The following is a 17944-nucleotide window of genomic DNA, read 5'->3' as shown; positions in this document are numbered from 1 at the left end:
TACACTTTGGAAACCTAAGATTTCTTCAGTTGACACTCTTGCAGCACATCCATAAGATGCCCTCATTATTCATTTACGGAGTCCCACGTGGGTACTTGTTCTAGTGACAGTAGCCGATCTTGTATCGGTGATTGCCTCGGCAGCTAAACAGCAAGCAACGCGGAATTCCGTTTTCTCCGTGCCTTGCTGAGCAAGGTGCGGTGTCTCGCGCGGCCAGTACGGCTGCGCGCCTCTCCCCCTCTTTCCGATCGCGACCGGCTACTGACCCGGATTGCCCGCCAGCGCCATGCCTCGCCATGTTGCGTTGGCGGCACGCAAGTCTTGCCTGCGGCTGCGCCGCCCGTCAACACCTCGTCGTGAAAGGAAGAGCCATGAATCTCTTCACCCGCTTATTCGAATCGTTCCTGCGCAAGCGCCATACGGCCGGCCACTTCCGCCGGCGCGCCATGCCACTGGAAAACAGCACGGCCCGCCCAGTGCCCGACCACCTGGCGCGCCAGCTGCTGGCTGCCGCCCATGAAGACCTCGATACGGCGCTGAACCGCCTGCATACGCGCATCGAAGGCTTGCGCGATGCCGAGGCGCAAGTCATCGGCGCGCAAACGGGCCCCAATGAAGTCGAACATGAAAAGCCGCTGGCCTGGTACCAGCACCTGTGGCTGTGCTACAAGAATCCGTTCAACCTGCTGCTCACCGTGCTGGCCATCGTGTCCTACCTGACGGAAGACCCGAAAGCCACCATCGTCATCGGCACCATGGTGATCTTGTCGACCCTGCTGCGCTTCGTGCAGGAAGGCCGCTCGAACCGGGCCGCCGAGCGCCTGAAAGCCATGGTCAGCAATACGGCCACCGTGCTGCGCAACGGCCAGCAGGTCGAGCTGCCGATCCGCCAGCTGGTGCAGGGCGACCTCATCGTACTGTCGGCCGGCGACATGATTCCCGCCGACTGCCGCCTGCTTTCCGCAAAAGACCTGTTCGTCAGCCAGGCCGCCATGACGGGTGAATCCTTGCCGGTGGAAAAAATGGCCGAGCTGGCCGACAGCGCAGGCCGCGATCCCATGGAACTGGCCAACCTGCTGTTCATGGGCACCAACGTGATCTCCGGCGCCGCCACGGCGCTGGTGCTGGCCACAGGCAACCGCACCTACTTCGGCACCATCGCCACGCGCGTGACGGCCACCGAGCGTACGCCGACGGCCTTCGAAGCGGGCGTCAACAGCGTCAGCTGGCTGCTGATCCGCTTCGCCCTCGTGATGGCGCCGCTCGTGTTCCTCATCAATGGCTGGACCAAGGGCGACTGGATGGAAGCGTTCCTGTTTGCCCTGTCCGTCGCCGTCGGCCTGACGCCGGAAATGCTGCCCATGATCGTCACCAGCACCCTGGCCAAGGGCGCCGTGAAACTGTCGAAAAAGAAAGTCGTCGTGAAACGCCTGGACGCCATCCAGAACTTCGGCGCCATGGACGTGCTGTGCACGGACAAGACGGGCACCTTGACGCAGGACAAGATCGTGCTCGAGCGCCACACGGACGTGTTCGGCCAGCCCTCCGACGAAGTGCTGCAATTCGCTTATCTGAACAGCCACTACCAGACGGGCCTCAAAAACCTGCTGGACCGGGCCGTGCTTGACCATGTTGAGCTGCAGACGGAAATGCAGCTGGCCCGCGATTATGTGAAAGTCGATGAAATCCCGTTTGATTTCGTGCGCCGCCGCATGTCCGTCGTCGTTTCCGAAAAGAATGACCACCATGAACTGATCTGCAAGGGCGCCGTCGAGGAAATCCTCGCCGCCTGCAGCCATCTGCGCCTGGGCGGCGTGAATATTCCCCTCGATGCGGCCCTGCTGGCGAAGGTGCTGGAAACCACGCATGGCCTGAATGCGGAAGGCTTAAGAGTGGTGGCCGTGGCCGTCAAGGAAGTGCCGCCCCATAAGACCGTGTACGGCGTGGCCGATGAAACGGCGCTGACCCTGATCGGCTATGTGGCCTTCCTCGATCCGCCGAAGGAATCGACGGCGCCGGCCCTGCGCGCGCTGGCGGAACACGGCGTGACCGTGAAAGTCCTGACGGGCGACAACCACCTCGTGACGGCGAAGATTTGCCGCGAAGTGGGCCTGGCCGTGCATGGCGTGCTGCAAGGCCCGCAACTCGACGACATGGACGACGCCACCCTGGCCAGGGCAGCGGAAGAGAATACCGTGTTTGCCAAGCTCAGCCCGCTGCACAAGGAGCGCCTCGTGCGCGCCCTGCGCGGCAACGGCCACATCGTCGGCTTCATGGGCGACGGCATCAACGACGCGCCCGCCCTGCGCGCGGCCGACATCGGCATTTCCGTCGATTCCGCCGTCGATATCGCCAAGGAAGCGGCCGACATCATCCTGCTGGAAAAGAGCCTGATGGTGCTCGAAGAAGGCGTGCTGGAAGGCCGCCGCACCTTCAGCAACATGCTGAAATACATCCGCATGACGGCCAGCTCGAACTTCGGCAATGTATTTTCCGTGCTGGTGGCCAGCGCCTTCCTGCCGTTCTTGCCCATGCTGCCGCTGCACTTGCTGGTGCAGAACCTGCTGTATGACGTGTCGCAGATCGCCATTCCCTTCGACAATGTCGACGCCGAACTGATCCAGCAGCCGCTGAGCTGGAATCCGCGCGACATCGGCCGCTTCATGGTCTTTTTTGGCCCCATCAGCTCGATTTTCGACATCAGCACGTTTATCTTGATGTGGCATGTGTTTGGCGCGAATACGCCAGAGCAGCAAACCCTGTTCCAGTCCGGCTGGTTCGTCGTGGGGCTGTTGACCCAAACCCTGATCGTGCACCTGATCCGCACGCCCAAGCTGCCTTTCATCGACAGCATCGCGTCCGTGCCCCTGCTGGTGGCCACCACCGCCATCATGGCTGTGGGCGTCTTCCTGCCGATGGGTCCGCTGGCGACCTACTTCAAGCTGCAGGCCTTGCCGTTGGGCTACTTCCCCTGGCTGCTGGGCATCCTCGTCTGCTACACGGTGCTGACGACGTTCATGAAACGCGTGTATCTGCGCAAATTCGGCTGGCAATAGTATGATGAGCCGCTCATCCACCCACACAAGGCACGCATGAGCGGCTCCCCTCCTTCCAAGCGTAATCTCGCCCTGCTGCTGTCGGCCCTGGTCTTTCCCGGCAGCGGGCATTTCGTATTGCAACGCAAGGCACGCGGCTGCCTCTTCCTCGTGCCGGCCCTGGTCGCGCTGGTGCTCGTAGTGCGCCAGATCATGGCACGTTTGGACCAGATAATGGCACAGATCGACAGCGGTGCCCTGCCCTTCGACGTGCAGCTGATCGTGGAAAAAGTCGATGCCCTGTCCGCCAATGACGGCCCCGCCATGACGGTGGCCGTGGGCGTGCTGGTGGTATGCTGGATTGGCAGCCTGGTCGATACCGTGCTGTTGAAACCGTGAAGTAGCGTCAAATGAGCGTCAAACCACATCGTCCTTGATGCGGCGCGACTTCGGTCCGCGCACGGCGGCGATGCGCGCCTCGCTGCGCTCCTGCACGCGGCCGCTGAACCAGCCCTGCACATCCGCGCCAAAACCGGCCGGCGCGACACTGCCAAAACCTTGCGCCAAGTCAAGCAAGGTGGTCTTGCCCAGTTCGGCGCGCATGCTTTTCTCGGCGCGCAGCATGAGGGCATGGATGCCGCATACGCCGCTGGTCATCCAGCCCGGCGGCTCGCCTTCGTACAGGGTGCAGCGGCTGCGGATCTGCTGGCAATCGAACAGGGGTTTCGGGCCTTCGATGGCATCCACCACGTCGAGCACGCTGATGTCGCCGGGCGGGCGCGCCAGCTGATAACCGCCGCGTATGCCTTCCGACGCGGTCACGATGCCCGCCTTCTCCAGCTTGGGAAAGATTTTCGCCAGGAAGGAAACGGAAATACCCTGCAACTCCGCCAGGTCGCGACTGCTGGCAGGCTCGGCAAGCGGCTGTGCCAGATATAGCAGGCAATGCAAGCCATACTCGGTGCCGCTTCCATAATGTGCCATGATGCCATTCCTCCGTTGCAAAACGGGGACTGTAGCACTCCCCGTTTGCAGCCGCAAGGCTACAGCGACAGCTCGAACGCCGGGTCGGCGGCGGCCAGCGCCGCGGCACTATCGACAGGCGGATAAATCACACGGCCATTGATGGCCACCTTCATGGCCTTGCCCTCGCTGCCCGTCAGCCACACCTTGCGCTCCCAGCCCTGCGTCACGACCGCACCCCATGCTCCGAGGTCCAGGCAGGTCACATAATAGGGTTGGCGGTAGGGCCGCGTGGCCAGTCCCAGCAGGTCAGCCACGGCATTGTCGCCCGAGGAGCGCCCAAGAAACATGGCGTGCTGGCAGCTCATCAGCGTGTGATTGCCTTCGTCATCCGTGGCGGCAACGGCGGCGTCGCCCGTGGCAAAGACCTTGCCGGCGCCAGGCACGCGCAAATCATGCGCCACCCGCAGGCGTCCCGCGGCGTCTTTCTCACCGGGAACCTGCACCGTCAACGCACTGGCCCGCACGCCCGCCGTCCACACCACGGTGTGCGCTTCGATGCGCTCGCCATCGGCCGTCGTCAATCCATCCGCGTCGATGGCGGCCACCGCCGAACCGAGCCGGCATACCACGCCCAGCTCCGCCAGCGCCTGCTCGATCACGGGGCGCGGTCCCGGCCCCAGGTCCGGACCGATGTCGGGCGCCCGCTCGACGATGATCACCTTGATATCGGCATCTTCGCCCAGGATGGCGCGCAGGCGGGCCGGCAGCTCGGCCGCCAGCTCGATGCCCGTGAAGCCGCCGCCGGCCACGACGACGGTATTGCGCGCGGCCGATGCGGGCCGGGCGGCCAGCGCATGCAGGTGCGCATCGAGCGCCACCGCTTCGCTGCGCTGGTCGGTGCTGAAGGCAAATTCTTGCAGACCCGGAATATTCGGCCGGAACAGGCTACTGCCCGCCGCCAGTACCAGGCGGTCGTAGGCCAGGGTTGAACGGCTGCCGTCGGCAGCGACGATGTCGACTTCGTCGCTGTCGCTGCGAATGGCATCGACCTTGCCGGCGATGAAGCGCACGCCCGTCTCGTCAAACAGTTGCTGCAACGGCGCCACCATGCTGGCGGGCGCCGGTTCGTACAGGCGGGGGCGCATCGTCAGCATGGCTTCCGGCGCCACCAGCGCCACTTCGATCTCGCCTGCGGCAATGTTTTCCAGCCTTAGGCGACGCACGGCCGCCAGGGCACTCCACAATCCGGCAAAGCCGGCACCAATGATCAATACGCGCTGTGTCATGTTTTTCTCCTTGATTTGATAACGCAGACTATATCACTCCGCGTTATGAGTTGCAAGCTGGCCCGCCAAAATCGCAACAGCCTGCCTTGCGGACTGTGCCGCACTCGCGTAGATTCGCGGCACGATGATGAGGGAAGGTCCCATGCAAGAGGAATTGGAAACATTGCTGGCAGCAGCGTTCAAGAGCGAGCGGGCACAGGCGCGCCGCCTGGCCGCGCTGGAAGGCATCGCGGGCGACACGGCGCTGCGGCGGATACTGGAACAGGCATCCGGCACCTTGGGCCTGGCCGCCCTGCTGGCGACGCGGCTGCAGGCGCACGCCGCCGAAGCGCAGCGCAAGGCGCAAAAGATCAGCGATCGCCAGCAGGCGCAGGCGGCGCGGCGGGTGATGGCCGTGCCGGCTTCGGCCTGGCGCGGCTGGTTCGACGGCTCCGCCCATCCGAACCCGGGCAAGCTGGGCATAGGCGCCCTGCTGCTGGGGCCAAACGGCGAGCGCATCGAAGTGAGCGAGGCTGCCGGCTATGGCAGCAGCAGCGACGCGGAATATGCGGCCCTGACGGCCGTGCTGCAGGCGGCACTCAAGGTGCGTCCGCCGCCTGTGCAACTGCTGCTGTACGGCGACAGCCAGGTGGTGATCAATGATGTGCTGGGAACGACGCCGCTGGGGGCCAAGGGACTGGAAACGCAAAGGGCCACCGTAGTGGCCCTGCTGGAACAATTTACTGATGTGAGCTTGCGCTGGCTGCCGCGCCACAGGAATGGCGAGGCGGACCGGCTGTCCCAGCTGGCCATTACCGGCTGGGTAGAAGAGGATTAAGCGGCGCGGCCGATCCGCAACGTTTCTTTCGGCTGTTTCGCCACCGGACGTTTCACCCCCTTCAATCCGCTGACACTGGCCTGCTGCCCGTTCAGCTTGAACACGCTGACGACTTGCGCCAGGTTGTGCGCCTGATGCTGCATCGATTCGGCGGCAGCCGCCGACTCTTCCACCAGCGCCGCATTTTGCTGCGTGACGGCATCCATCTGGCCGATGGCGCGGTTGATCTCGTCGATGCCCACGCTTTGCTCGCTGCTGGCCGCCGTGATTTCCGTGATGATGTCGCTCACGCGCTGCACGCTGTCGACGATGTCGTTCATGGTCGAACCGGCTTGCGCCACCAGCATGCTGCCCGCGTTGACTTGCTCCACGGACGCGCCGATCAGGGTCTTGATTTCTTTCGCCGCCGAAGCGGAACGCTGCGCCAGGTTGCGCACTTCGGACGCCACGACGGCAAAGCCACGGCCCTGCTCGCCCGCGCGGGCCGCTTCCACGGCCGCGTTCAAGGCCAGGATATTCGTCTGGAAGGCGATGCCGTCAATCACACTGATGATGTCGACGATCTTGTTCGATGACGCATTGATCGATTCCATCGTGCCCACCACTTGCGCCACGACTTCGCCGCCCTTGACAGCCACTTGCGCCGCCGAGGCCGCCAACTGGTTCGCCTGGCGCGCATTGTCCGCGTTCTGTTTCACGGTGCTGGTCAGCTCTTCCATCGACGAAGCCGTCTCTTCCAGCGAGCCGGCCTGCTCTTCCGTGCGGGAAGACAGGTCCTGGTTGCCGGCGGCGATCTGCGTCGATGACGTGGCGATGCTGTCCGTGCCGCTGCGCACTTCGCCGACGATGTTGAGCAAGCTCGTGTTCATGTCTTTCAGGGCCAGCAGCAGTTGCCCCGTTTCATCCTTGGCGCTGGCGTCGATCTGCGCCGTCAAGTCGCCATCGGCTACCTTGCGGGCGATGTCCACGGCCGTGCGCAAGGGGCGCACAATGCCCATCGTCAACAACCAGGCGCAGACGACGCCAAAGCCCAGCGCCAGCACGGCCAAGGTCAGCAGCAAGTTGCGGCTCGTCTTGGCGACCTCGTCGATCTCGCGCGCCGTCTTGTCGATGCTGGCGCGCTGGTGCTGCAGCATGTCGTTGACCACTTTCAGGTATTTCGTCGAACCGGGCACGAAGATGCCCTGGAACGCCTGCTCCGCTTCCGCTTCCTGTCCATCCGCTTTCAGCTTCGACACTTGCGCGCGCGAGTCGAGGTAAACCTTGCGCTGTTCGCTCACCAGGCGGAACAGTTCCTTTTCTTCCGGGCTGGAAATCAAGGCTTCGATTTTCTTTTGCAATTCGCCCGATACGACGGACGATTGCTTGGCCTCTTCCGCAAAATACGCGCCCAGTGTGGTGTCGCTGCTGCGCGCGATGGCCGTGGTGCGGCGCACACCGCTGTCGATCTTCGCGTACCAGTCGGAAATATAGCGTTCCTTCGCCAGCGGCAATTCCATCATGGTGCGCGTGGCCATGGCCACATCATGCAAGCGCCACACGCTGATGCCGGTAATGAGCATGGAAAACAGCAAAATCACGGCAAAACCCAGGCCGAGGCGCACACCAATACTGACGTTTCTTAACAAATTCATGTGAATATCCTAAAAAAGCGGAACCAGACTATATAAAAAGGGGACAGCAGAAAGCGGCTGCTCGGGGCAGCCGCAGCGCCATCAGCGTGTGCCGATGCGCAAGGTGGTTTTCGGCGCAGCCGGGCGTTTCAGCGCTTTAGCACCACTCTGCTCATTGAGCTTGAACACGCTGACGACTTGCGCCAGGTTGTGTGCCTGGTGCTGCATCGATTCGGCGGCGGCCGCAGACTCTTCCACCAGCGCCGCATTTTGCTGCGTGACGGCATCCATCTGGCCGATGGCGCGGTTGATCTCGTCGATGCCCACGCTTTGCTCGCTGCTGGCCGCCGTGATTTCCGTGATGATGTCGCTCACGCGCTGCACGCTGTCGACGATGTCGTTCATGGTCGAACCGGCTTGCGCCACCAGCATGCTGCCCGCGTTGACTTGCTCCACGGACGCGCCGATCAGGGTCTTGATCTCTTTCGCGGCGCTGGCGGAACGCTGCGCCAGGTTGCGCACTTCGGACGCCACGACGGCAAAGCCGCGGCCCTGCTCGCCCGCGCGGGCCGCTTCCACGGCCGCGTTCAAGGCCAGGATATTCGTCTGGAAGGCGATGCCATCGATGACGGAAATGATGTCGACGATCTTGTTCGATGACGCATTGATCGATTCCATCGTGCCCACCACCTGCGCCACGACTTCGCCGCCCTTGACGGCCACTTGCGCCGCCGAGGCCGCCAACTGGTTCGCCTGGCGCGCATTGTCCGCGTTCTGTTTCACGGTCGAGGTCAGCTCTTCCATCGACGAAGCCGTCTCTTCCAGCGAACCGGCCTGCTCTTCCGTGCGGGAAGACAGGTCCTGGTTGCCGGCAGCGATCTGCGTCGACGACGTGGCGATGCTGTCCGTGCCGCTGCGCACTTCGCCCACGATGTTGAGCAAGCTCGTGTTCATGTCCTTCAGGGCCAGCAGCAGTTGCCCCGTTTCATCCTTGGCGCTGGCGTCGATCTGCGCCGTCAAGTCGCCATCGGCTACCTTGCGGGCGATGTCCACGGCCGTGCGCAGGGGACGCACGATGCCCATCGTCAAGACCCAGGCGCAGACGACGCCAAAAGCCAGCGCCAGCGCGGCCAGCACCAGCATCAGGTTACGGCTGGTATTGGCGACGGCGTCGATCTCGCGCGCCGTCGTATCGATGCTGGCGCGCTGGTGTTCCAGCAAGTCCTGCACCATCTTCTGGTACTTGGCGGCGGCCGGCACGAAGGTCTTTTCAAATACCTCATTGGCGGCATCGACCTGCGCTTCGCCCTTCAGCTTGTAGACCTGGTCGCGCGAGCTGATGTACACCTTGCGCTGTTCCAGCAAGCCCGCGAACATGGCTTTTTCCTCCGGCTTGTCGATCAGCGCCTCGATCTTCTTTTGCAGCTCGGCCGAACTGGACGACGAGACTTTGGATTCTTCGGCGAAATAGCCGCTGAGCGAGGTATCGCTGCTGCGGGCAATGGCGATGGTACGGCGCACGGCGCTGTCGATACGGCCATACCAGTCGGAAATATAGCGTTCCTTGGCCAGCGGCTGCTCCATCATGACACGCGTGGCGCTGGCCACGTCGTGCAGGCGCCAGACGCTGATGCCCGTAATGAGCATGGAAAACAGCAAAATCACGGCAAAACCGAGTCCGAGGCGGACACCGATGCAGACGTTGCGTAATAAATTCATGTGACTATCCTAAAAAGCCCTGCCGTCAGCCTGATAACAAGCTGACGATCTCGTTCATGGGCGGGCGCTGACTGGCCGCTGTAGCGAATTGGCGTAAAAAGTGAAACTGAAGTGAAACTGGCGCACGGTTCGGCGGAACCGTGCGCCAGGAAATGCGCTAGCGTGCGCCTTGCAGAAAAAGCAAACAATGCTTGGGGTCAATTGTTTCTAAAAAACCCTCTCGGCACCAGGGAGTCAGGACATGTGCAGGGCAAGGCGCGTGGCCGAAGACAGTACGAATGTACGGCGAGGCAATGCAACGCCGCCCTGGACTTTTCCTGGCGGCCTAGGCGGCCAGCTTCTCGATCAAACCCATGTCGGCACTGGACATCAGCTGGTCGATATCGACCAGAATCAGCATGCGCTCGTCGATGGTGCCCAGGCCGATCACGTATTCCGTGTTGATCGAACGGCCCATGTCCGGCGCCGGCTTGATCTGCTCCGGCATCAGGGTGGTGACGTCGGAGACGCGGTCGACGACCATGCCGACGACGCGGTTGCCGATATTGAGGATGATGACAACGGTAAACTGGTCATAGCTGGGCGTGCCCAGGTTGAACTTGATACGCATGTCGACGATCGGCACGATGATGCCGCGCAGGTTGACCACGCCCTTGACGAACTCGGGGGCGTTGGCGATGCGGGTCGGCGTTTCATAGCTGCGGATTTCGCTGACTTTCTGGATGTCGATGCCATACTCTTCCTGGCCCAGGGTAAAAGCCAGGTATTCGGCAGCCTTGGCAACGGTTGCGCCAGTGTCGCTGGAAATGGTGCTCATGATAATCCTTTAGTTAAATCGCCCAAGGGCGCAGGCCACGGCACGCTGCACGCAGGCCTTGGACGTGACAAGAGCCATCCGCAAGGCATGGCTCCTACTTGTATGTTTTGCAAATACTTTCTTGCAATTAGCTTATGCTTCTAATTTCCATGCGGCAATGTTACCCCATGTAAATTTTACATGCACTAAAAAAGAGCGTCTGCCGACCTGCCTCGTTATCAGAGGGGAAATTACGTGGCAAAAACGGCACGCTGCATGGCACTCGCCGGACCGCAAATGCAGGTGCCTGCACTGCCAAGCTCGCCGTTTTATGCCACACTTGCGGCCTTTGCCTTTTTGAAGTTCGAACCATGCAATCCTTGCTTTCCCAATGGCAACCACGCCTGCTGGCGCTGGCCACGGCCGGCCTCGGCGATGACAGCGCCCACGACATCAACCACCTGCAACGCGTCTGGCGCAATGCCAGTGTCTTGCTGCAGAACCATGCGGAAGCGGACGCCCTCACCGTGATGGCCGCCTGCTATCTGCACGACCTGGTCAACCTGCCGAAAAACCATCCCGAGCGCCACCTGGCCTCGCGCCAGGCGGCAGCACTGGCTTGCCGCCAATTGGCGGAACTGGATTTCCCATCAGAAAAACTGGCCGGCGTGGCACACGCCATCGAGACGCACAGTTTTTCCGCCAACTTGCCACCGCACACCATCGAAGCGCAAATCGTGCAGGATGCCGACCGCATCGACGCGCTGGGCGCCGTGGGACTGGCACGCCTGTTTTACACGGCGGCGCGCATGGATAGCGCGCTGGCGCATGGCAGCGATCCGCTGGCTGCCCATCGCCCGCTCGACGACAAGGCATACGCGCTCGACCATATCGTCACCAAGCTCGACAAACTGCCCGGCAAGATGCAGACGGCGGCAGGCCGCGCCCTGGCCGAACAGCGGCTGGCCGTGCTGACGGATTTCCGCGCCGCCTTTGCCGGCGAGTGGGGTATTAGTACATAAACCCTGGTGGCGATAGCCAGCATGGCCCATGCTGTCTATAATGCAAGGCTCAGCTATCGCGCCGCGCGTCAGCAGAAACCTGCAACGCGCCGGCGCAACGCCAACAACTGAACCCCGCCAGCCGCACGGCGGCGCGGGGTGCGCGCCGAAAGCATGCATGTCCGATAAAACCAGCACCGACAGCCCTTCCCCGTCATCGCCCGCCGCGCCCGCGCGCGCCGGCAACCTCAATTTCATCCTCGTCTGCGTCTTCATCGACATGCTGGGCATCGGCCTGGTGGTGCCCGTGCTGCCCATCCTGATCGGCAACTTTGTCGACGGCAAGGATGCCCAGGCGTTCTGGTACGGCATCATGGCAGCCCTCTTCGGCTTGCTGCAATTCATCTTCATGCCCATGCTGGGCGCCATCAGCGACCGCGTGGGACGCCGTCCCGTGCTGCTCTACTCGATGGCCGGCATGGGCATCAACTTTCTCGCCACGGGCTGGGCGCCGAACCTGGCCTGCCTGTTCATCGGCAGGGTCATCGGCGGCGTCTCGTCGGCCAGCATGTCGGTCGCGTCCGCCTACGCCTCCGACGTTTCCACGCCGGACAACCGCGCCAAGAGCTTCGGCAAGATCGGCGCCGCTTTCGGCCTGGGTTTCATTTGCGGCCCCATGCTGGGCGGCCTGCTGGGCGAAATCGATCTGCGCTTGCCGTTCTATGTGGCGGCGGGCCTGTCGGCGGCCAATTTCATCTATGGCTATTTCTGCGTGCCCGAATCGCTGCAGCCTGGCCCGCGCGCACCGTTCACCCTGGCGCGCATCAATCCGTTTGCAGCCCTGCTGAAGCTGGTGCGCCGCGTGGAAATCCGCGGCCTGGTACTGGCTTTCGGCCTGATGACGTTTGCGCAAATGATGCTCAACACCACCTGGGTGCTGTACACGCATTTCCGTTTCGACTGGACGCCGCGCCAGAACGGCATCGCCCTGTTCTGCGTGGGCCTGTGCGCGGCCGTCGTGCAGGCAGGCTTGCTGGGCATACTCATCAAGCGCTTCGGCGAGGTGCGGTTGTCGCTGCTGGGCATGGCTTCGGGCGCCCTCACCTATTTGCTGTACGGCCTGGCGACGCAGGGCTGGATGATGTATGCGCTAATCCTCTGCAACCTGCTGGCCTTTGCCGCCGGACCGGCCCTGCAAGGCATCATCTCGAAATCATCGAACGCCAGCGAACAGGGAGAACTGATGGGCTCCCTGCAATCGATCAGCAGCCTGGGCATCATCATGATGCCTTTGCTGGGCAGCATGATCCTCGGCAAAGTGAGCCATTTGCCGCCGCAGGACTGGCGCATCGGCAGCACTTTCTACCTGTGCGCGATCATGCAAATTCTGGCCATCCTGGTGGCCTGGCGCTACTTCAAGGCGCAACGCGAGGCAAGACTTATGGTTTCCACCACAAAGTAGTCAGCGGGATAATGTTGTATTTGGGAAATAAATAGGCGAGAATGGGATAATCAGCGGGGCGTTACCGATGCCCGGCATTCGATGGTGAGCAAGGATAGGTATGACTGACTTTTATTCCAGCGCCTGGCGCCGAACCGTGGCCATGCTGGCGCTGGCGCTGCCGCCGCTGGCGGGCGCGCAATGTTCGCGCGACATCCAGGTGCCCGTCTCGGCCATCGGCGCCAGCGTGGTGGTCAATGGCGCCACGATCGGCGGCATCTATCCCGACTTGCTGCGCAGCATGGGCGCCAAGCTCGGCTGCAATTTCATCTTCACGGCCGTGCCCCGCGCGCGCCTGGAAGCGATGTTCGAGGCGGGCAAGGCCGACTTGCTGATCCCCGCCAGCAGCACCTTGCGGCGCGACCAGCATGGCTTGTTCATCCCCATGCTGGGCAGCCGCCCCCTGCTGATCTCGCTACAGGGCGCGCGCGCGCCCATCAACACCATGCAGGAACTGATCGAGCGGCGCGAATTGCGCGTGGCGCTCGTGCGCGGCTACGACTATGGCGCACCGTACCAGGCGCTGGCGAAGGAACTGAGCAGCCAGGGACGCCTGTTCTACGAAGTCGACGCGCTCTCCGTGGCGCGCCTGATGCAAAGCGGCTTCATCGATGCCACCATCATGAGCCCCACCATCCTGGCAGGCGTGGCGCAGAACGATGCGCGCGTGTATGGCCTGGCCGACCGCTTGCGCCTGGAAGCGCTGCCAGAATTACCTTGGGGCATGAGCGGCGTCTACCTGTCGCGCAAATCCCTCACGGCGGAAGACCAGGCCACCCTGCGCGACCTGCTGGACAAGGCGGGGCGCTCGGGTTCCGTGATGGAAGGCTTCCAGCGCCATCACCGCCAGGAATTGCTGTCGCTGAGCATACGCCCCCGCTAAGGCCTGCATGTCCGGTCTGGTCGTCGCCGTCGTCCTGTTTGCCGCCCTGCTGCACGCCAGCTGGAACGCCATCGTCAAGTCCGGCAAGGATACCTTTCTCAGCACGGTGCTCGTCTCCGCCGGCGCGGCCCTGATTTCACTGGCCGTCTTGCCCTTTGTTCATGCTCCCGCGCCCGCCAGCTGGCCCTACCTGGCCGCCTCGGCCGTGGCGCAGCTGGCCTATTACTCGCTGCTGGCGGCCGCCTACAAGGCGGGCGACATGAGCCATGCCTATCCCCTGATGCGCGGCAGCGCGCCGCTGATCGTCGCGCTGGCCAGCTGGCCGCTGATCGGCGAGCGCCTGTCCGCCATGCAGATGGGCGCCGTCGCCTGCATCTGCGCGGGGATCCTCGGCCTGTATGTTGCCGCGCGCACGAGCGCCATCGGCCAGGTGCCGAAAAGCACGGGGCGCGCCACCGCCTTTGCACTGGGCAACGCCTGCGTCATCGCCAGCTATACCCTGATCGACGGCATCGGTGTGCGCCTGTCCGGCGCGCCAGCCGCCTACACGATGTGGATTTTTGTCTTGAACGGAACCGGATTGCTGCTGTGGACGGCGTTGCGCCGTCCCGCCGATTTGCTTGCGTATGCGCAAACGCAATGGCGCCTGGCCGCCGTTGGCGGTTTCGGCACCCTCGCCTCGTATGGCCTGGCTCTGTGGGCCATGACGCAGGCGCCCGTTGCCGCCATTGCCGCCCTGCGCGAAACATCGATTTTGTTCGCCATCGCCATTGCGGCCCTGTTCCTGCGCGAAACAATCAGCCCCCGCCGCTACCTGGCCATCGCCCTGATAGCGGCGGGCGCCATGCTGATGCGAATGGCCTAGCGCGCGTCGAGCGGCGCCATCGGCAACTCGATTGCGCTGGCCGCCCCTGTCGCGTGGTACACGCGCTGCGTCGCCTTTCTATAATGGCCTGGGTCGGCCAGGAAGATGTTCGGCACGTAGTTTTGCGGATTGCGGTCGTACAGGGGGAACCAGCTCGACTGTACTTGCACGGCGATGCGGTGGCCGGGCAGGAAGACGTGATTCGCGTTCGGCAAGGCGAAACGGTAGCGCTCCACTTTGCCCGCAGGTATCGGCGTCGGGTGCTCGAAGCTGTCGCGGTAGCGGCCGCGGAAGATATCCATCGCCACGCCCAGCTGATACCCGCCCATGGCCGGCTGCGACGGCACCTCATCCGGATACACGTCGATCAGTTTCACCACCCAGTCCGCATCCGTGCCGCTGGTGGCGGCAAACAGGTTGACCATCGGCGCGCCGGCGATGCGCACGGCCGTTTTCAACGGTTCGGAAACATAGCTGAGCACGTCCGTGCGGTCCGCATAGCCGCGCTGGTCGCTGACCAGCCATGGCTTCCACACGTCGCCATCGTTCAGGCGCACAGGACGGGGCACGAAAGGCACGGGCTTGGCAGGATCGGCCACGTATTCATCGAAGGCGCCTTCAGCCGCATCCGCAGCGCCCGATGGCGCCGCAAAGCCCAGCTTGTAGCCATCCTGCAGGTAGATCGGCGTCAGCTTCGTGTCGCAGGTCTCGCAAGCCAGCGGCCACTGCTGCAGGCGCTGCCACTGGTTCGTGCCGCTCTGGTACGACACCACGGGCGCCGTATTCGCGTCCGGCGCGCCATCCTTCAGGTATTGATTGAGGAATGGCTGCATGACTTTTTCGCGGAACTGGCGCGCCGTATCGCCGTCAAACTTCAGGGCGCCCAGGCTGGAACCGTCATAGTTGACGCCGCTATGGCGCCACGGGCCGATGGCCAGGTAATTGAGGTTGTTGCGCTTGTCGCGTCCCTCCATCGCCCAATAGGTGGCGTAGGGGCCATAGATATCTTCCTGGTCCCACTGTCCCACCACGTGCATGGTGGGCACGATCAACGGGCGTTTCGCGAGGATCTTGTCGAGCGCCTGTTCTTGCCAGTAACTGTCGTAAGCCGGATGTTCGAACAGCTTTTTCGTGTACGTCAGCTTGTCGATGCCGAACTTTTTCGCGTAGTCACCGGCCGAGCCGATGCGCAGATACGCGTCGTAATCGTCATAGACGCCCAGCGCCGGCGATTCGCCGCCGCCGCGCACGCTCGTCTGTCCCGCGATGTACGACAGGCTGGGCATGCGGAAGGCGCCGTTATGGAACCAGTCGTCGCCGCGCCAGCCGTCTACCATGGCGCTCATGGGAATGGCCACCTTCAGCGCCGGATGCGGGTCGACCAGGGCCATCAGCACCGTATGCCCCTCGTACGAGGAACCGAGCATGCCCACCTTGCCATTCGTTTCCGGCACGTTTTTGACGAGCCAGTCGATGGTGTCCCACGCATCCGTGACGTTGTCGACCTTGGTATTGTTCAGCGGACCACGCACGGGGCGCGTCATGACGTAATCGCCTTCCGAGCCATACTTGCCGCGCACGTCCTGGAACACGCGAATGTAGCCGTTTTCCACCAGGGTGTCGTCGCCCAGCGGCAAAGTGACCAGCATGCTGGGACTGGCGGCGCGCTGGGCGCGGCGGGCCGCATTGTACGGCGTGCGCGTGAGCATGATCGGCGCCTTTTGCGCGCCTTTCGGCACGACAATCACCGTGTACAGCTTGACGCCGTCGCGCATGGGGATCATCACCACGCGCTTGACGTAGTCATTCATGTCGGGCATCACCAGCTTGGCGCCGATATCGGGCGTCATCGGCGGCGTTTGCGCCATCGCCGGTACTGCAAACAAGTAACTGATAACAAAAGCCAGACCGGTGAGCCGGACGGGGGACGACACGCGCATACTGTTCTCCAATGATTCATGCCACGCAAAAGTGGCCGAACGGCAATAGTACCCGGAAAGCAAGTTCCGCATAAGGCTAGCCTCTGACGCAGCGCAGCAGATAAATCGGGGCGCAAACTTGACAGAACGCGTGCGAACTGCAACCATAACGCCATGAAATTTATTCATTCACAACACGCCTGCTTGAATTGGTGGTCCCGCTCACTTTCGCGCGGCCACTGCATAGTGATGTGAATTATGATCAACGCCGCCTCGATCGGTGGCGTAACAGGCTCAGCCTGGATCATCCCCGATGCAGGCGGCTCGAAAGGAAACTTGATGAGCTTGCCTAACACCCCCGATACCCCCGACACCGAGAATACCCCGGCCGCGCCGCTGTCCGCCGCCGCCATCGCATCGCAATCCGTGATCCTGACGGGCGACCGCCCGACCGGCCCCTTGCACCTGGGCCACTACGTGGGCAGCCTGCGCGACCGCGTCCGCTACCAGAACAGCTACAAGCAATTCATCATGCTGGCCGACGCCCAGGCGCTGACGGACAATATGGAAGACATCGACAAGGTGCACCGCAATGTCGTCGAAGTGGCGCTCGATTACCTGGCTGTCGGCATCGACCCGACGAAGACCACGGTATTCATCCAGTCGCAAATCCCGGAACTGGCCGAACTGACGTTTTACTACCTGAACATCGTCACCGTGGCGCGCCTCGAGCGCAATCCCACCGTCAAGGAAGAAATCCGCCTGCGCGGCTTCGAGCGCGACATCCCGGCCGGCTTTTTGACCTACCCCGCCAGCCAGGCGGCCGACATCACGGCCTTCAAGGCGGGCGTGGTGCCCGTGGGCGAAGACCAGATCCCGATGATCGAGCAAACGAATGAAATCGTGCGCCGCTTCAACCGCATGTACAACCGCGAAGTGCTGATGGAATGCAAGGCGCTGGTACCCGACATCGGCCGCCTGCCCGGCATCGACGGCAAGGCGAAGATGAGCAAGTCGCTGGGCAACACCATCAACCTGGGCGCGACCTCGGCCGAAATCACGGCCGCCGTGAAGAAAGTCTATACCGACCCGCTGCACCTGCGCGTGGAAGACCCGGGCCACCTGGAAGGCAACATCGCGTTTACCTACCTGGACGCCTTCGATCCGGAAAAAGCGGCGCTGGCCGAAATGAAGGCACATTATGTGCGTGGCGGCCTGGGCGACAGCATTGTCAAGAAGCGCCTGGATGTGGTCTTGCAGGAAATGCTGGCGCCGATCCGCGCCCGCCGCGAAGAATTCGCCAAGGACAAGGGCCAGGTCATCCAGATGCTGAAGGAAGGCACCTTCAAGGCACGCGAAGTAGCGGCCCGCACGGCCGATGAAGTCAAGTCGGCGCTGGGCCTGAACTACTTCTGATCACCAGCAGTCATAGCAAACTGATATAGCAAACTGATGCGCCCAGGCGGAGTCGGGTAAAATCCCGCTTTCGCCTGGGCGCAATTCGTTTGTCACCGTGGCATCAGCAATCCGTAGAGAAGACAAC

General features: G+C 62.7%; 14 protein-coding genes. 8 read left to right on the top strand and 6 right to left on the bottom strand.

Annotated features, from left to right (window positions below):
• Nucleotides 1–371: 371 nt before the first annotated feature.
• Together mgtA and U0004_RS13175 are read left to right on the top strand one after the other, a co-directional pair.
• Entirely contained in the window at nucleotides 372–3056 is a 2685-nt protein-coding gene (gene mgtA / locus U0004_RS13180; protein ID WP_070257402.1) for a magnesium-translocating P-type ATPase, read from the top strand.
• A 36-nt stretch (nucleotides 3057–3092) separates the two neighbouring features.
• Complete coding sequence (locus tag U0004_RS13175; protein ID WP_070257403.1) at nucleotides 3093–3434, top strand: hypothetical protein; 342 nt, start codon at nucleotides 3093–3095, stop codon at nucleotides 3432–3434.
• A gap of 18 nt (nucleotides 3435–3452) precedes the next feature.
• On the opposite strand, the gene U0004_RS13170 is transcribed toward U0004_RS13175, so the two are convergent.
• Both U0004_RS13170 and U0004_RS13165 read right to left on the bottom strand, forming a co-directional pair.
• Nucleotides 3453–4019, bottom strand: a complete 567-nt coding sequence (locus tag U0004_RS13170) for an RrF2 family transcriptional regulator (protein WP_070257404.1) — start codon at nucleotides 4017–4019, stop codon at nucleotides 3453–3455.
• Between the two features lie 59 nt (nucleotides 4020–4078).
• Nucleotides 4079–5287 (bottom strand): NAD(P)/FAD-dependent oxidoreductase, encoded by a 1209-nt coding sequence (locus tag U0004_RS13165; protein WP_070257405.1) that lies wholly within the window; start codon nucleotides 5285–5287, stop codon nucleotides 4079–4081.
• Between the two features lie 142 nt (nucleotides 5288–5429).
• Here U0004_RS13165 and U0004_RS13160 point away from each other — a divergent pair, with 142 nt between their 5' ends.
• Complete coding sequence (locus U0004_RS13160; protein WP_070257406.1) at nucleotides 5430–6104, top strand: ribonuclease HI family protein; 675 nt, start codon at nucleotides 5430–5432, stop codon at nucleotides 6102–6104.
• Here U0004_RS13160 and U0004_RS13155 read toward each other — a convergent pair.
• The 3 genes from U0004_RS13155 to U0004_RS13145 form a co-directional block, all read right to left on the bottom strand.
• Complete coding sequence (locus tag U0004_RS13155) at nucleotides 6101–7738, bottom strand: methyl-accepting chemotaxis protein (protein WP_115057467.1); 1638 nt, start codon at nucleotides 7736–7738, stop codon at nucleotides 6101–6103. The two genes, U0004_RS13160 and U0004_RS13155, sit on opposite strands and share 4 nt — an antisense overlap.
• Nucleotides 7739–7819: 81 nt before the next feature.
• The gene (locus U0004_RS13150) at nucleotides 7820–9436 is read right to left on the bottom strand and encodes a methyl-accepting chemotaxis protein (protein ID WP_115057466.1); all 1617 of its coding nucleotides are present in this window, start codon (nucleotides 9434–9436) and stop codon (nucleotides 7820–7822) included.
• Between the two features lie 325 nt (nucleotides 9437–9761).
• A complete protein-coding gene (locus U0004_RS13145) occupies nucleotides 9762–10253 on the bottom strand; it encodes a chemotaxis protein CheW (RefSeq protein WP_034784183.1) in 492 nt (163 codons plus the stop codon).
• Nucleotides 10254–10603: 350 nt separating this feature from the next.
• Here U0004_RS13145 and U0004_RS13140 point away from each other — a divergent pair, with 350 nt between their 5' ends.
• The 4 genes from U0004_RS13140 (at nucleotide 10604) to U0004_RS13125 (ending at nucleotide 14482) form a co-directional block, all read left to right on the top strand.
• A complete protein-coding gene (locus tag U0004_RS13140; RefSeq protein ID WP_070257408.1) occupies nucleotides 10604–11254 on the top strand; it encodes an HD domain-containing protein in 651 nt (216 codons plus the stop codon).
• Nucleotides 11255–11411: 157 nt separating this feature from the next.
• The gene (locus U0004_RS13135) at nucleotides 11412–12695 is read left to right on the top strand and encodes a TCR/Tet family MFS transporter (RefSeq protein ID WP_034784187.1); all 1284 of its coding nucleotides are present in this window, start codon (nucleotides 11412–11414) and stop codon (nucleotides 12693–12695) included.
• Nucleotides 12696–12795: 100 nt separating this feature from the next.
• Entirely contained in the window at nucleotides 12796–13617 is an 822-nt protein-coding gene (locus U0004_RS13130; RefSeq protein WP_034784189.1) for a substrate-binding periplasmic protein, read from the top strand.
• A gap of 7 nt (nucleotides 13618–13624) precedes the next feature.
• Complete coding sequence (locus U0004_RS13125; protein ID WP_070257409.1) at nucleotides 13625–14482, top strand: DMT family transporter; 858 nt, start codon at nucleotides 13625–13627, stop codon at nucleotides 14480–14482.
• Here U0004_RS13125 and U0004_RS13120 read toward each other — a convergent pair.
• The gene (locus U0004_RS13120; RefSeq protein ID WP_231958205.1) at nucleotides 14479–16368 is read right to left on the bottom strand and encodes a CocE/NonD family hydrolase; all 1890 of its coding nucleotides are present in this window, start codon (nucleotides 16366–16368) and stop codon (nucleotides 14479–14481) included. The genes U0004_RS13125 and U0004_RS13120 overlap by 4 nt on opposite strands.
• Before the next feature lie 372 nt (nucleotides 16369–16740).
• On the opposite strand from U0004_RS13120, the gene trpS reads away from it, so the two are divergent.
• On the top strand, nucleotides 16741–17817 hold the full coding sequence (trpS, locus tag U0004_RS13115; RefSeq protein WP_225317293.1) for a tryptophan--tRNA ligase: 1077 nt from the start codon (nucleotides 16741–16743) through the stop codon (nucleotides 17815–17817).
• Nucleotides 17818–17944 lie beyond the last annotated feature (127 nt).

Origin of the sequence: Janthinobacterium lividum (assembly GCF_034424625.1) — a bacterium.
Classification (GTDB): domain Bacteria; phylum Pseudomonadota; class Gammaproteobacteria; order Burkholderiales; family Burkholderiaceae_D; genus Janthinobacterium; species Janthinobacterium lividum.
This window is presented reverse-complemented; position numbering and strand designations above follow the sequence as displayed.

What these genes read in the sequence shown, in the direction of transcription:
- mgtA (WP_070257402.1), top strand. Translation starts at nt 372, where the DNA reads ATGAATCTCTTCACCCGCTTATTCGAATCGTTCCTGCGCAAGCGCCAT.
- U0004_RS13175 (WP_070257403.1), top strand. Translation starts at nt 3,093, where the DNA reads ATGAGCGGCTCCCCTCCTTCCAAGCGTAATCTCGCCCTGCTGCTGTCG.
- U0004_RS13170 (WP_070257404.1), bottom strand. Translation starts at nt 4,019, where the DNA reads ATGGCACATTATGGAAGCGGCACCGAGTATGGCTTGCATTGCCTGCTA.
- U0004_RS13165 (WP_070257405.1), bottom strand. Translation starts at nt 5,287, where the DNA reads ATGACACAGCGCGTATTGATCATTGGTGCCGGCTTTGCCGGATTGTGG.
- U0004_RS13160 (WP_070257406.1), top strand. Translation starts at nt 5,430, where the DNA reads ATGCAAGAGGAATTGGAAACATTGCTGGCAGCAGCGTTCAAGAGCGAG.
- U0004_RS13155 (WP_115057467.1), bottom strand. Translation starts at nt 7,738, where the DNA reads ATGAATTTGTTAAGAAACGTCAGTATTGGTGTGCGCCTCGGCCTGGGT.
- U0004_RS13150 (WP_115057466.1), bottom strand. Translation starts at nt 9,436, where the DNA reads ATGAATTTATTACGCAACGTCTGCATCGGTGTCCGCCTCGGACTCGGT.
- U0004_RS13145 (WP_034784183.1), bottom strand. Translation starts at nt 10,253, where the DNA reads ATGAGCACCATTTCCAGCGACACTGGCGCAACCGTTGCCAAGGCTGCC.
- U0004_RS13140 (WP_070257408.1), top strand. Translation starts at nt 10,604, where the DNA reads ATGCAATCCTTGCTTTCCCAATGGCAACCACGCCTGCTGGCGCTGGCC.
- U0004_RS13135 (WP_034784187.1), top strand. Translation starts at nt 11,412, where the DNA reads ATGTCCGATAAAACCAGCACCGACAGCCCTTCCCCGTCATCGCCCGCC.
- U0004_RS13130 (WP_034784189.1), top strand. Translation starts at nt 12,796, where the DNA reads ATGACTGACTTTTATTCCAGCGCCTGGCGCCGAACCGTGGCCATGCTG.
- U0004_RS13125 (WP_070257409.1), top strand. Translation starts at nt 13,625, where the DNA reads ATGTCCGGTCTGGTCGTCGCCGTCGTCCTGTTTGCCGCCCTGCTGCAC.
- trpS (WP_225317293.1), top strand. Translation starts at nt 16,741, where the DNA reads ATGAGCTTGCCTAACACCCCCGATACCCCCGACACCGAGAATACCCCG.